The organism is Pseudomonas sp. WS 5412 (assembly GCF_012985615.1).
GTDB lineage: Bacteria > Pseudomonadota > Gammaproteobacteria > Pseudomonadales > Pseudomonadaceae > Aquipseudomonas > Aquipseudomonas shahriarae.
In genome coordinates, this window is sequence record NZ_JAARMB010000035.1 from 13,604 (window position 1) to 27,674 (window position 14,071).

General features: G+C 48.4%; 11 protein-coding genes and 2 pseudogenes. 6 read left to right on the top strand and 7 right to left on the bottom strand.

Features of this window, described 5'->3' with window-relative positions; genetic code table 11:
• The first annotated feature begins 54 nt into the window (after positions 1-54).
• Genes HBR94_RS27295 through HBR94_RS27310 form a run of 4 tightly spaced genes read left to right on the top strand, consistent with a single transcriptional unit; the run spans position 55 to position 6,342 of the window.
• Complete coding sequence (locus HBR94_RS27295) at positions 55-2,142, top strand: hypothetical protein (RefSeq protein WP_170045848.1); 2,088 nt, start codon at positions 55-57, stop codon at positions 2,140-2,142.
• A 34-nt stretch (positions 2,143-2,176) separates the two neighbouring features.
• The gene (locus tag HBR94_RS27300; RefSeq protein WP_170045849.1) at positions 2,177-4,357 is read left to right on the top strand and encodes a hypothetical protein; all 2,181 of its coding nucleotides are present in this window, start codon (positions 2,177-2,179) and stop codon (positions 4,355-4,357) included.
• Complete coding sequence (locus HBR94_RS27305) at positions 4,338-4,886, top strand: hypothetical protein (RefSeq protein WP_156322298.1); 549 nt, start codon at positions 4,338-4,340, stop codon at positions 4,884-4,886. The genes HBR94_RS27300 and HBR94_RS27305 overlap by 20 nt, the downstream gene beginning before the upstream one ends.
• The gene (locus HBR94_RS27310; protein WP_170045850.1) at positions 4,879-6,342 is read left to right on the top strand and encodes a hypothetical protein; all 1,464 of its coding nucleotides are present in this window, start codon (positions 4,879-4,881) and stop codon (positions 6,340-6,342) included. Before HBR94_RS27305 ends, HBR94_RS27310 begins: the two co-directional genes overlap by 8 nt.
• A 120-nt stretch (positions 6,343-6,462) precedes the next feature.
• On the opposite strand, the gene HBR94_RS28430 is transcribed toward HBR94_RS27310, so the two are convergent.
• Both HBR94_RS28430 and HBR94_RS28855 read right to left on the bottom strand, forming a co-directional pair.
• A complete protein-coding gene (locus tag HBR94_RS28430) occupies positions 6,463-7,410 on the bottom strand; it encodes a hypothetical protein (RefSeq protein ID WP_177330206.1) in 948 nt (315 codons plus the stop codon).
• Between the two features lie 311 nt (positions 7,411-7,721).
• Positions 7,722-7,960, bottom strand: a pseudogene (locus HBR94_RS28855) (hypothetical protein); the annotation flags it as partial.
• A 419-nt stretch (positions 7,961-8,379) separates the two neighbouring features.
• Here HBR94_RS28855 and HBR94_RS28860 point away from each other — a divergent pair.
• Entirely contained in the window at positions 8,380-8,712 is a 333-nt protein-coding gene (locus HBR94_RS28860; RefSeq protein ID WP_262383434.1) for a P-loop NTPase, read from the top strand.
• Positions 8,633-9,124, top strand: a pseudogene (locus HBR94_RS27325) (IS66 family transposase); the annotation flags it as partial. The gene HBR94_RS28860 and the pseudogene HBR94_RS27325, both read left to right, overlap by 80 nt.
• A gap of 273 nt (positions 9,125-9,397) precedes the next feature.
• On the opposite strand, the gene HBR94_RS27330 reads toward HBR94_RS27325, so the two are convergent.
• The 5 genes from HBR94_RS27330 to HBR94_RS27350 form a co-directional block, all read right to left on the bottom strand.
• Positions 9,398-9,535 (bottom strand): hypothetical protein, encoded by a 138-nt coding sequence (locus HBR94_RS27330; protein WP_170045851.1) that lies wholly within the window; start codon positions 9,533-9,535, stop codon positions 9,398-9,400.
• Between the two features lie 9 nt (positions 9,536-9,544).
• Complete coding sequence (locus HBR94_RS27335; RefSeq protein WP_170045852.1) at positions 9,545-10,057, bottom strand: hypothetical protein; 513 nt, start codon at positions 10,055-10,057, stop codon at positions 9,545-9,547.
• Between the two features lie 577 nt (positions 10,058-10,634).
• Positions 10,635-11,120 (bottom strand): Mov34/MPN/PAD-1 family protein, encoded by a 486-nt coding sequence (locus tag HBR94_RS27340; RefSeq protein WP_170045853.1) that lies wholly within the window; start codon positions 11,118-11,120, stop codon positions 10,635-10,637.
• Complete coding sequence (locus HBR94_RS27345) at positions 11,108-12,733, bottom strand: ThiF family adenylyltransferase (RefSeq protein WP_170045854.1); 1,626 nt, start codon at positions 12,731-12,733, stop codon at positions 11,108-11,110. The genes HBR94_RS27340 and HBR94_RS27345 overlap by 13 nt, the downstream gene beginning before the upstream one ends.
• Positions 12,733-13,869, bottom strand: a complete 1,137-nt coding sequence (locus HBR94_RS27350; RefSeq protein ID WP_170045855.1) for a cyclic GMP-AMP synthase DncV-like nucleotidyltransferase — start codon at positions 13,867-13,869, stop codon at positions 12,733-12,735. Before HBR94_RS27350 ends, HBR94_RS27345 begins: the two co-directional genes overlap by 1 nt.
• Between the last annotated feature and the right edge of the window lie 202 nt (positions 13,870-14,071).

Below are 14,071 nucleotides of genomic sequence, written 5' to 3' on the forward strand. Positions count from 1 at the left end.
ACTGTCAAACGAGCGGCTACTTTTCAAGGAGACCTTCGCCAATGGCCAAATCCCATGCTCAGTTACGAAATCACCGACGACTCCCTGTATTTCAGTTGGCCAGACGACGAAACAATACTTGGGTTTCGCTCTTCTACCCTGGCCGTTCCCCCTTGTTTTGACAGAGCTGCGCTCGTTCAAATGGCTGAAGGAATCAAAAGCTTGTGCCTGAGTAATGCTGTGACCAGCTATAGGGGTCACTTCAGGTCTGCAAGAAACATTTTCAGCCAAGTTAAAAGCGATTCCCGACCGTTTCCGCCTGAACCAGAAAACTGGGACAGCTTTGTCTTATCGCATTACGGTAATTTCCTTACAGATTCCCGGCGGAAATACAAAACGAGAATTGACCATTGGTCAGGGATTGCTTTTCTCTACAAGAAGCTGCAACGCAGCGGATTTATTCCGTCAGATGTATATATCCCTAATGAAAAGCTTTCCTCTAATGCGACATCAGATAGTAACAATGGCAACCCCCTTGGCCATCAACGTGAAAAGCCCCCCATACCAAAGGACATCAAATGTTTGCTACCAAAAAAATATCTAATTGAAGATGGCTTAAGCCTAAATGATGACGCGTATCTTCTGAATCTCAAAAAGACCCTAGACCTTCGAGCAGGCACAGTTGTTGATTGCTGCGTCGACTACTGGGAAAAAATGCTTCGGTGCCATGAGAAAGGTAGAGTTATTATTGAGAGCATTTCAATTGAAGAAATTGAAGATGTGTTGTCGTCAGGCTGCTTCCGCAAAAACGGTAAACATATTGCAGATCCTTCTACGGAAGACGGAATGCGCTGGTTTCTCGCTGCAGCGCACTATTACTTAAATTTTACCGACCAGCTTCCAACCTTAACCTACAAAGAGCTTGAAAAAATACCGTTTTTTCACGGCGTTATACAAAACTCACACACCAGACCGAAAATAACTTCTGGTATATGGAAGGTCGCGCAAGATGATGGAATTGAAAACAACCAGGTAAATGAAACATTTAATCGCCTACTGGGAAACCTCTCACCTAGAGATTGCGCGGTTGCTTGCGCAATCATCATCACTGAAAACCCAACGTTCAATCCATCTGCTCTAGGCAATGTCAAGCTTTACACACAAAATGGAAAGTTTTATCTCCGAGGAAATTCTGATACAAAACGCATTACACTAAGCGTGAGCAAGCCGCGCGGTAGAGAGCGTAAAGTTTCGGTTCTTCCATCCCTCAGTAAACGAATTGTCCAAGATGTGATTCGGTGTACAAGAAATGTGAGGAAGCGACTTCTTGATAAAAAGAAAAGCGGCTACCGGAAACTTTTCCTAATTTCAACTCGAAACCAAGTAGGGTCTAACCCCGACTTTACTAAATCGCTCTCTACCAATCCAGGACTTTCTCTGTACGACATTTACACATCGCAGCTAAAAAATGTCGGCATAACTCCACCCATGGTTAACCTGTATCGACTTAGATGCACCCAAGGAATACTAGAGTTTTTGCGAACAGGAAGTCTTCAGGCAGTAGCAGATCTACTAGGAAATTCCGTTCAAGTTGTTGAGGCCAAATACATTCCTAAATGGATGCTTCACCGCTGGAATACTAGACTGTTAAGAGTCCTACATCAAAAATTAATTCTAGTTTCCACAGAGGGCAGCCCATGGCAACAGGAGGCTTCTGATTTTGAAACAAGAGAAGATCTCCAGAACTTTATTCGAAAAGTACTCCTGGGCCTAAACAGGGGTGACGCTTTAAGCGAGGCCATCCGCTCTCGACTGGGGCATTACGCTGCTGATCCAAGCTCGCTTATTCAGATGTTCGTAGAAAGTGAAATATTGTTTCAGTTATGTCCAAAAAGCCTCGCAGCGATTTATGCGTATGCAGACGTGATTGAAAAAATGCCACGCGAGGAAACAATGAAAATTGATCCCGGAACAGATCTCCCACTCTGGGTCTATGTAATCCTAAAAAAACTTTTTACCCAAACCGCTAATCTGGACTTCAATACCGCCTCGAACGCAGAAATCGCAATCGCGGACAGGATTGGAGGCGATTCATTGAGTTTATTAAAGAAAGCACACGCTGAAGCACAAAACCTAGCCAAGAAATTCCAGCCATTAGTTTAGGCTTTATAATGAACCCACTGATGGTAACTTCTGCATGAATGATCTCCAAACAGATTTAAACGAAGCACGCATCCGAGCCATGATCAATCAGGCCGAATCGAAAAGTAGATTGAACAAACGTGATTTTACGTATAAGGCTGACTGGTTGGTGTCGGGTGAAATAGGCAGTGATAAATGGGCAGTCAGCTTTCCAAATATTAATGACCCTACCTTTATTGACTTTAATCGTCTAATGCCGGACGGGAGCAACTTAACCGACGAAAGTAACCAGCGGCTTTTGACGACACTACAAAAATGGCTCTACCACTGTCGAATGGGTTCTCTTACCGGCAAACTCGTCGCTCCAGGTCGCTGGATGAATTACCTCCAATTCTCGTTCAACCTAGCATCTTGGATAAATCTACACCGATTCATTTATAAGCCTGAAGCAAATGGATTTATGCTGCTTGATATTGATGCTTGTGAAGCGATAGCTGATGAGCTGAGTACAGGGGGCTGGAATTCGGCACTGCTACTCAAAGAAAGATTCATTACACATCTTTTTCAAGTGATTGAGACGCAGTGTACCCTTGAAGCAATCCTAGACAATTTAGACGAGCTTGATGAGCAATTCAAGTCATCAGCCATTCGCTACTTTCAGGATAATAATTTTTACGTAGGTATCGCACAAGACAGTAATTATACGAAAGGAATGCTTTCTCGAGAATATATTGCAGAAGTCTTGGGAAAAGCACCTACAGCACTTCACGCGCCGAGCTTCAGATTATTTATTAGGCAATTCGAGCCAAAACTTACAAACGCAGATGTTTTGCAGGTCGGCACGCGCAAAAACCTTCATTACACCCAAAATACCAAATCGATAGAGGAAGCAGCCGATACCAGCTTGAGCGTTAAACACTTCAAAGATCAGCTTTACTTTATGAAGTTGTTTTTTAACGGGCATAGCAAATTGCCTGATGACATCCCAAAAATAGATATCGATATTGAATCTTTGGTCAAAGAATATGCGACCAACCTCAAAAGTCCGGGACACACTAATTTAATCCCGCTCACCATTGGTCTGGACGCGCTAAATGAAGCAGCGAAGTGGGTAACGGTATATGGCGAGGCAGTTGTGAACTCCTTAATTTTTTACATCGAGAAATTCAGAGAAATCGACGAAAATTATTCACTTTCTAAACAATCCGTGAAGAAGCAAGAGCTTTTTGAAGAAACTAAACATCTATGGATGACTAAGGATATAGAGGGATTGCCTTCCCAGCGCTTAGATGAAGCGTTAAACATTACCAAACTGCAAACCAAAAAGAAAAAAAATTTTCCAACTGGCGAAACGCACTATAAAGCTGTTATGGAGAGTTTTTTTGGCGCCTGCGCACTAGTCATCGGTATGCTTAAGCCAATTCGCAACAAGGAAATAAGCCATCTCGATCGGGCGTGCCTATGGCTTGATAATCCTGGCGGCGGAGCATTCTTGGAACATGAAGCCGGGAAAGCGGGCCAGATAGGAATTAACCCAGATATCATACGCCCGATACCATCACTGACTGCCCGAGCCATTCAACTCCTTCAAGTTCTTGGTGTTGGACTCTCTAAAATTTATAATGATGAACGGCCTCACGCCGAGAAATTGTTTTATATACCCGGCAGGGGTTTCAAGCTCCCGCCACCGAAATGCAATATGTGGAAAGTAAACTTATGCTTGAATAGCTTTTGCGAGATTATTAACACGCCAATAGACAAAAAAGGTCGACGTTGGTATATCCGCGTGCACGAAATGCGAAAGTTCTTTCTCCTGATAACTCACCGCCACTACGGGGACGGGTCTAAAGAGTTGCTTAGATATTTAGCAGGGCACGCTGACCGGAGGAACATTGATGACTATACTGCTTATGACATATCCGATGCCGAAGCGATACGGTACGAATCCGAGTGTATCGACGACAAGCTTATTGCTTTAGAACTGGGAATATTAACAAAAGAAGAAAATGATGGGTTAGTCGCTCTCCACGCCGAGGCACTTAAGCACTTCGATGCAACGAGCATATCAACCATAAGCAAAAGCGAATTCATGAAATATCTAGACAAAGTGGGATATCGCTCCGACTTTGATATGAAAACTTATTCAATCAGGCTGGAAAATTACGACGCTGATGTCTATGCCATCGATTTTGCTATTAAACTAGGCGAAAGAAAAGATGAGAAATACGACAAGTGATAATTTTAGACTTCGTCTAAAGTGGTTAGCAGAGATCACCGAGAGAAAAATTAATCCATCTAAACTGGAAATAAATGCGCTAAGCACAATGCGTCTTTTTTGTGGCCTGAGGGTATCAAAATGGTTCGATAAAATCTCGTTGAACTCATTAAAGAGCGCTGCTTTAGAACTTAGCGAGCAGCAACGTGGACTGGATCTCTGGATTGATCTCAAGTCCATGAGGGCAGCAGCTTTCGCTTTGCATGTTCCCAACGCCGCTACACCGCCAACCGCCCCTATGCCTTCCGCTGAAGACCAGGCAAAAAGCGCCTTACTAGATGCGCACATAAGCTCTATGGCTTATTTTGAACTTTACAAATTTATGTCGCTTCTCGTCCAGCAAAACTCAAATAATGCAAGCGAAATATTGGCAAGTATTGATATAAAACTTCAGACCTCAAAGGCAAAACATTATTCTTTTCTGATACACCACAACAACTTTACCGCGTCCAGCCTTACTGTGATCAAAGGAGGAAAAGACGGTGGGTAAGCAATTATATACCATTTATGAGAAAGCTAGGCTGCCCGGAAAGGCAATACCCATATACAAAAAAAACAAAGATAATTTCATAGGAAAAACCAAAGTAATTAATAATTTGGTGCTAGTTCGATGGCCTAATGGACGCCCGTGCCATTTGATAAACATGTGGCTTACTAATATATGTGCTACTACCAATGCAACAGAAACCGCCAAAACATATGCTGCTCAAATTTCATCATTCGTTCGATACTGCTACAGGAACCAAGTTTCAATTACAGAGTTCACCGAACACAATTTCGTAGCCATGAAGGAATTTTTAGTTCAAGAAACGATTGTGACGCCATCCGGTGTACGGCTGGCTCGTAACAACAACCAAACAATACAGATTCAAAAACGCACATTAGATTTCCTGCACTGGATAACCGACAATCACCCAGAAGTATCAATATTTAAACTCGTCGGGGTCAAGGATACTGGTGCGAACATCACAGTAGAGGTAAAATTTAGCAAGTGGAATGGAAGAAGCTATCTATATCACCCAGAAATAGTTTCGCCAGTCCCTTACAACGATGACAAAGTGCCAATCGACGAAGAAACCATCCAAAAACTCCAAAATGAGATCATCCGAAAGCACGACGTGGAACATTTGCCAGCTCGCTCAAAACTCAAATCGATAAAAGATATCGACCTGTTCACAGCTACCAACATATATTTATATGAGCGGCGAATGTGTCTTATTAGGACGATGAAACTTATGGGGCTTCGCCCAGAAGAGCTGCATGAACTCCCTTTGGAGCTAAATAACAACATCACGAGGACAAAGCAAATTACAGCCCCAACAAGGAAACGAGGCGACCCAAGCCTTGTTCGCAGATTTAAAATCGACTTTCCGTCCGCCCGACGTTTCAATCAATATCTAGAGGCTCGTCAAGAGTACATAGATTTTTTACAATCAAAAGGCATTTATTGCTTACAACCAAATAATTTTTTTATAGGTGAAAACGGCAAGGCGCTAAAGAAATCGTCAATTACCAAGGAGTTTGATCGATTGTGCGAAGGTGCAGGCCTAACGAGTTCACGCGTATGCCTCTCTATGTTTAGGCATCGCTTTGTTACTCGCGAAATCAACATTAGGCTTGAAGCACGGTTCGCTAAAAATCCGCACCTAAAAAATGGATGGACGCCTGAACTTAGAGATAGCGTATGCCTGGAGGTGGCTGAACTTACAGGGCACGCTGATCCCGACTCACTGTACAATTATTTTTACACAGAATATAAGGCCATCACTTCGATCTCTAGCTATAGTGAAAAATTGAGGATTCGTGATGAACTCGAATCGGCTAAAGAGGACTTAGTCAATCTGGAGCATCAATCGCGGCTACGAAAAATCGATTTAACGTCAGAACTCCAGTTGATAAGAACTCGTATAAATGAAATGCATTCAAAGCTGTTCGGATTTGAGTGAGCAAGGCTCAAGCGCAAAGATGGTAGGCGTACAGTTACGCGTAGTGCAAATGCATTAACTGTGCGCTCTATATGCCTTAACGATTTCTCGTAACAATTTATATCCGCCTATGGAAAACGGTTACTCAGCCATAATTTTATCCCATCGATGCTGGCAGTAACTACATTTACCCTCGGAGTACAACCGCTCTTCCAAGGATAGTGGCTCTTCGCAGTCTTCGCAACTGGAGTACTCCAGCTCACTGAAGCATGCCGCACATTCACCCTCGTCAACTAACAACGCATCTTCTCCACATTCGGGGCATGCGCAGGTGACTGGTTCATCGCCATCCTTAACGCGCCAGTGATTTCGACCCGCCATACGAGCAGAAACAGCCGGCCCAACGACGGCTGCGTATAAAGCTTCCTCCTGACAACTGCTACAGATGAACGTGATAGCGTCACGCGTTGCTGTTGGATCAGCTACTTTCACCAGCCGAGATTCACATTCAGGGCAAACCATGGAATCAATAGATTCCGTTACAGCATCAAAAGGCCAACTTACCGAGTTGAGGTTTTCCTGGCAAGCTCTCAGCTCTGCTTCAAAAACCGCCGTGACACTAAGCATGAGATCCCAACATTCCTGTCCTAGAATGTCCACAGGCCTCTCATCTAAGTGAGGCTCACAAAACTGTGTTATAAGGTGCAACGCGTTCGCAACCGCTTCCTTCATGCGCTCGACAGGTAACTGGCTATAGTAGTGCTCAATATCGTTGCGAATATCTTGCAGCGCTTTGAGGAGCTTCCAGTCCACTCCAGTAATGCCCAAGGCATTCAGTCGCTCAATGATGTCCTGAACTTCAACAGTTTTTTTACCCTTTCCGATCCAAATAACCTCTCCGGTTGCAGGGTCAGTCACTGGGATAACCCTGGTCTTAAGAAGTGCTTCATCTGAATTTATAGGGCTTAGCTGCTGTAGCTTGTATTTGAATAGCAGAAGTATTCCCGCGTACAGATTTCGAATTGCGGATAGCACTCTGCGATCATCATCTTCGTGGAAATCCTCCATCCCAACCTGGATGGATTCCACTGCATTCCTTAGCATCGACATAAGAAGTGTCCTCACGGTTTCAGCGCATGAGTGTAGCGCGTCCACAGGGTCATGGAAGCACATATGACACCGTTCGCTGATGGAGAAAATCTCGAAGGTGGGGAGCTCTGGGCTCTGAGTCCGTAGGCTCTGGGTGAACGCTTCCAGAGCCCCTCGGGCGGTGTAGAGCGGGGTCTGGGGCAGCGCCCCAGGGTGTTGATCTTCAGTAACCGTCGGGCGAGCTCACCTATCGAATCTCACACGAGCCACCCGCGCATATATATAGCGCCCGCAGTCAGTCACGAAGCGAGAGCTGCCTCAATCAAACGTGCGTTAGGCACGGCTCTGCGCACGTCTTCTATGGCGCCCTCAATTGCGTCATGTGCAGAGGATGCTTCGCGGACAAACTCCAACGCCAGTCGACCTGGCTGTCCGATTCCGACCAATGCATCATCACAGCCTGCTTCCGCCAAGCGATCCATAATCGCATCATATCGTTGTCGTCAGTCGGCAATTGGTACTTCAGGGTGAACGTACACTCCGTCTCTATTCCTCTTCCTCAGCAAGTTCTTGTTTGGTGTTTATCCTGATGGAAAAAATGAGCAATTGCTCATCAGGTTAGGACGGTTTGAGCGATGCAGCTGCATCGCATGACCACCTTGAAACCGTACGTTTCCACGTACTGCAAGTATGCCTGGTGAATGCCCTGGAGCACTGTGCCTGATTTTTCCCCAGCGGAGTTTTCGCTAATCTCCTCGGATTACCAGAGGAACCTCTATGAACAACTTGCTGCGAGAACAGCTGAAAGAAATACGTATGGCACGTGGCATCAGCATCCCACAGGCCGCTTGGTGGGCCGGTGTGAACGATCGCGCTTGGCGGTCGTATGAAACCGAGGAAGAAAACAACTCATCAAGAGTGCCATCGGAAAGTACTTTGAGGTGTTTTTTCCAACGCTCCGGAGTCAAGATGCCACCTGAATTCAGAAGATATTTGGCCCCTCACGGTCAGGCCCGCACGTTAAGCATCACTACATATAAGGGCGGGGTAGGGAAATCCCCTATCACCATCAACATCGCAGCGTGCCTGGTTTCCAAGGGATTTAAGGTTGCAGTTGTAACAGATGACATCGTTTACAGGTGCATGAAGGAGGGTGTTGACGGGATTGGTGTCTGGCTCGCCGCTCGCCGTTTGAATCAAGGCAAGTTTCATTGGCCAGGTACCTGTGCCAGCCCATGTCATCGACAAGGGAATCCCAACTGCCGGCCTGCTGGCGCATGTAATGGTGGCGAAATTCGCTGACCACTTGCCGCTGTACCGACAGGAGAAAATATTCGGGCGAGCCGGTTTAGCGATTCCCCGTTCGGCACTAGCCCAATGGGTCGGACAGACGGGGGTACAGCTTCAGGCGCTGGTGGATGCGCTGCGAGAGGCCGTGTTGTCTCAGCGCGTTGTTCATGCCGACGAAACGCCGGTGCAAATGCTCGCACCCGGTGAAAAGAAGACCCATCGCGCGTATGTCTGGGCTTACTGCACCACGCCGTTTTCGGCGCTCAAGGCTGTGGTTTACGAATTCATCCCGAGCCGAGCGGGTGAGCATGCGCGTAACTTCCTCGGCTCCTGGAACGGCAAGCTGTTGTGCGATGACTTTGCTGGCTACAAAGAAGGCTTCGAAAAGCGCATGACCGAAACCGGCTGCATGGCCCACCGCAGGTGGTAGATCTTAAGATTGGCGGCCGCATCCGTCCCTCCGTCACTCAGCTTCACAACATGGCGGCTACGATGAAGCGAACTGATCCTATCGACAGACGCTGCGCTTGATCATCCTATGCCACTACTAAGTCGGTCGGTGCGCGCCTGGCAGTGTCCAGTGGCTTTGGCTGATGGCCCTTTTACCCGCCCCCTCGACCTCACCGTGGCAGGCAAAAACGTACAGAAACCACCTCGCAGCCCTTGCCATCAGCAACAGAGCAGCCTGGCGTTACGATCATTTCTTCTCAGGTTGCTGATAGTTTTCGAAGCCTTCCACAATTGGTAGAGGTCTGGAATTTTTATTCGGTTGTGCGCGGTCGGCAGGCTTGCTTGCTGGAGCCTGCTCTTGGGATGGTTTTTTCGAATCGTTCATGAAATCGACCTAGGTAATCGGCGGAATGAGGAAGAAATAGGTCAGCAGCAACGCGACCATTGAGCCTGTTGAAAACTGTATCTCGTTATACGCCACACGCAAATTACCGAGCTTCTTCTCCAACAGCTTCTGGGCTTGGCTTACGGCTTTCTGACAAGCTAGGGCGGCTTGGTAGTACATCGTGATGAGCTCTTCCTCCTCGGCGAGCATGTTCACGTCCTCCCCGATCTGTACCCTTGGCACGCTGGATAATCGTATCGTGGCAAAGATCCTGTACCACGCGGAGATCAGTGCGGTTAGGGTTAGACCAGCCAGAACCATGAACACGGTGGTACGCCAGCCAGCATGATCCATCATCAAGGTTCTGGGCGAAGCTGCGTTTATAAGGGCAGTGTAGGCAACGATACCCACGCTCAGAATGCTCAGGAAACGACTCGCTTTTTCGTCGAGCTTTTTGTAACGGTCGAGCTCATCATCTAAGGCCTTCTTGGAGAGCTCGTATAGGAACTTGTACCTTTCCACCCATCCTCCTTAGCAAGCAGCCGGTTCAAACAAACGACATGGGCTCAAATTAACATACGGTGGCCTGGGTGGGGCAGCAGAGGTGGTGGCAGGAAGCCGTTGGAGAACGACAAGTCCCAACTGACCCTGGAGGCCGTCACGCCGGTACTCGACGGGTGGCCCAGCGATATCCGCTTGGGTTACGAAGGGCTCAAGCAGAGATAATTAACCTTTCGACGCTATGACCTGTGAAGAGCCCACGTCGTGTCGACCTGAATCGAGTTGGCCGCCATCGCCAAAAGCCATGGCATCGGGTAGGTGTGTTGCCCGGACGGTTACGAAGCTCTGATGGTATTCGCGAATGCAAACCCCGGATCAAGGGCTGGCGGAGCCACATGCCAAGTCCCATTTCCTACTTAGACATGCTTTAGGTTTGGGTGACATCACTTTCTTACCGCGTCCCATTGGTGCCTTGCCAGGGAAACAAGTAGGCGTTTCTATCCGAAGCAGGAGCGCATTTTTGTGGAGTTCAAGGCAAACGGCGTGATTAGGAATACCGCGTCAGATCAGGAGATATTCTGCCTTCCAAGCCAAGCTTCTATTCAAGGGATGTTGAGCCTTCACACAAACGCACTCGTTTTCCGCTTCCGCTCATAAACTCCAGGTGCAATCCCTTACGGCCAACAATCAAAGCCAACAGTGGACGACCATCGATCCGCGACGCCGCCAAGGCTCGCCATTCTCTGAGATCGATGGATGATGGCGAAGGATAATCTTCGGGATGCGTGTGCCATTCCCCTATGTAGCGAATGATTCCATCGCTTTCTTGCCAACGTCTCATAGCTATTGCGTGATGATGAAAATCATCTCGCTCGAAAGAAAATCGAGAACGGCGATCTCTAGGCGATGGAGTTGTAGCCTCGATGATCTGAAGATGGGGGCCCCTGACACACCCCAGCAAAATCCCACCGGCTTCAAGATCTCGAACACCCTGAACGAATTCATGGAAGGTCTCCAAAACCTCCGGCTCAAGATGTACAAAGCTCAGAGAACCCTGACTGGCCCAGCTACCTACGAAGCGCATGCTGGGCATCCAACACGAGCTGGAACGACACAATCAGCAGTCGCCGCAGTGAAATCACGCCTCAATACTCGGGTCGACAAACTTGGCGCTTCACTTTTCGCCGCCCAATCAAGCACTGCTTCAGCTCCCAAGCTTGCAGCCTGGATCGATACTGTCGCGGGGAACGGGACATAGAGCGCTTCACATCCCTGACCCGCTAACACCTGCTCAACTTCCTCATTCACTGCGAGGTAGGCTTTAGATTTATTGTAATCACACAAGCAGCGGTAGCAGGCGTCCTCAGAGCGCGCCTTCAAAAGCGATCGCACCGCTACGCCCGCGCCCTCTATCCAAACACTCAGAATAGGTATTTCACAGTGGTACCGACGAGTGAGCCAGTAACCTAGGCTTTCCTCTCCTGTAGCGTCGATGAGCAAATCCAGATCGCCGAGATCGGCTTCGCGCACGTCGACTGGAAGCGGCCTGATATCAGCTGTCGGCATCGAGCGTTTTAGCTCATACGAAAGGGCTACGGCTTTGTTTACAAATAGCTGATTAAACCCAAGTCGGTGCCGCCCTAGGTTCTCAGGTTGCAAGGCATCTGGGTCTACAATTGAAAGGTGCCCACCGCCGGTGCCGGCACCAGCTTTCATTAGCATCTCAGCGAGATACCCACCGATTGTTCCGCACCCTACCTGCCCAATTTTAAGTCCAGCCAGTGTCGGATGGTTTGGGATGTTGCGCTGAGCGATGAATCTGTCGTCCAGCCTGGTGACAAAAACAGGAGTAACTCGCAGCCGATACAGATGCTCCTTCCCATGCCGTCCCATCTTAAGTTTCCATTCGCGGGACTCAGGGGGGATGTCCACGACAATCCCATAGGGCATCAATGGAGATTCGACAATGATGAGCGTTTCCCGAGCGCCAGATCGAAAAGCAAGCGCTATCCGCTTTTCGATCTTGCGGCGGCATGCCGTGTCGAGCAACGATTGCCACGCCAACACGTCGCCAACAGTTGCTGGCGGCCATACACCCTGCCGAGGTCGCGGCTTAGCCTTAGTGGTGATCTTGTAGATAAGGAATTTGCTGTTGGAGGAAGACATACCTAAAGCAGCTGCTTTTCTTGATGTGCGTTGCTCGTCATCCGTCACGACGAACATCTCCCGAGCGTTGAAAGTCAGCGCGGTCAGCTGTTGAGACTGTTTACATTCCACATCAATGTAGCAGTGCTTAACCCCCCAATAGGCGTGAAACTCCTCCTCCAGGTCTTCGGGCATCTCACCGCGCAGAATGCAGTCGAGGACGTGCTCGGCACGGTGGACAGCCATGATGGTTTGTCCAACAGGGTCAAAGATGTCGAATACCAAGGTGCCTGCGGCGTAATAGCAAAGACTGCCGTTTGCGCTGATGTGAGGGGCAACAGGTCTCAAGCTTGGCGGAATATCCAGAAGCTTCACATGGGGGAAGTGAAAAGACAGCCTGTCGACCAAAAGTTCGCACTCAAACCGCCCTAAAGACGTCTGAAGTGGCCCTCTCATCTTCACCCAACCTGGCTCATCTTGGGGCTCAACATAGCTGAACCCCAGCGTAAGCAATGACCGAATAATCTGGGGAACGGCGTCCATCTCAGACATTAACCGGCCTTAGTGCGCTTCACGGGTTCTATTGGGCCAGCCTCAGCTGGCACTGAAGCCACCGCCGCCGCAATTGATATCGTGCCAACTAAGTCAGGCCGATTAGGGAAGCGATCCCCCAGCATCTGACCAAGCCACGTGCATGCTTGGGTAGCATCGTTAGCGTGAATTGCACCATCAAGGTAAGCATCAAACTTTTCAAATTTCTGGGCTGCGTCTTCAAGGGCTTCAGGAGTTAACGCGTCTGTCAGGTAGCTGTTCGAATCCGTAGGATTCACCACGCCTGAACGCAACGCAGCAGGCAACCCCTTTAGTACCTGTAAAAGCGCGAGGTCATCCCGGCGAAGATTCGCCTCGAAAAGTGGTACCGCTGCCGCCATTAACAGAATTGAGCTTGGCCCTCCTTTTGGCCACTGACTGTCCCGAAATGCCTTCAGGTAGCGAACGATTCGACGTAACTGTTCGCCCATTTTCTCGACCTGCCCCACAAACCAATCTTTCATGGCCCGTGGATCAGACTTCATCCAGTTTTCCTCTCGATGAGCCAGCAAAACCTTGTCGGACGGGAGCGAGTCCCAGTGATCTGGTGCTGAATCCATCACGGCCACATTGCCAAGAAGGCGCCGGGCCTCAAATTTCTCAGTGATCAGTAAAAACTGCTTATCGGGGATGGCATACAAAGGGATATCAATGTGCGCTAATTCTGAAATTTCGATACGAATGCAGGTGGGCTTGGTGGTTACCAGCGTCCAACCGTTTTTCTCGACTAAAGACTTCAAGGCGCCCTCAGCCGCCTCAAAAAAGAATGAGCTAGCAATGCTGGGACGCTCTTCCTCCTGCACAAGACTCATAGGAAGGTAAACCCCATCATCCACGTCGGACTGTTGTGGCGGAGTATGGCAAGGGCGATTGAGGGTCTTGTACGCCCAGGATCCCTGAATAAAGAACCTAGGTATAACCGTCTTCCCTTCATAGCCATTCTCGCGCATTACGCGTGGAATACCCGTGCGCAGCGCCTCGCGAACATCGTTTTTGGCTTTGGAAATACCGTCCTTTTCCCCTGGCGTGAGATCCAACTCATTCAGGAAACAGGTTTGCTCTTTAGTGGTATAGAAAAGCGCGCTCAAATCCAGCATGTAGCCTCCTGCCGCTCCCCCCAGGGAGACATTGCGTAATATGAAACAATGCAGTCACACGCAAGAGTCGTAACAGTGTTGGCGCTGATGGAAAATTGACCCACCCTGCCGATTGAAATTTGACCCAGGGCGGATTGCTGATTTTGTTACCAGCAACTGTGGATAAGTCTACCAGCGCAGCTGCTGTTGCCCCCACTCCTTC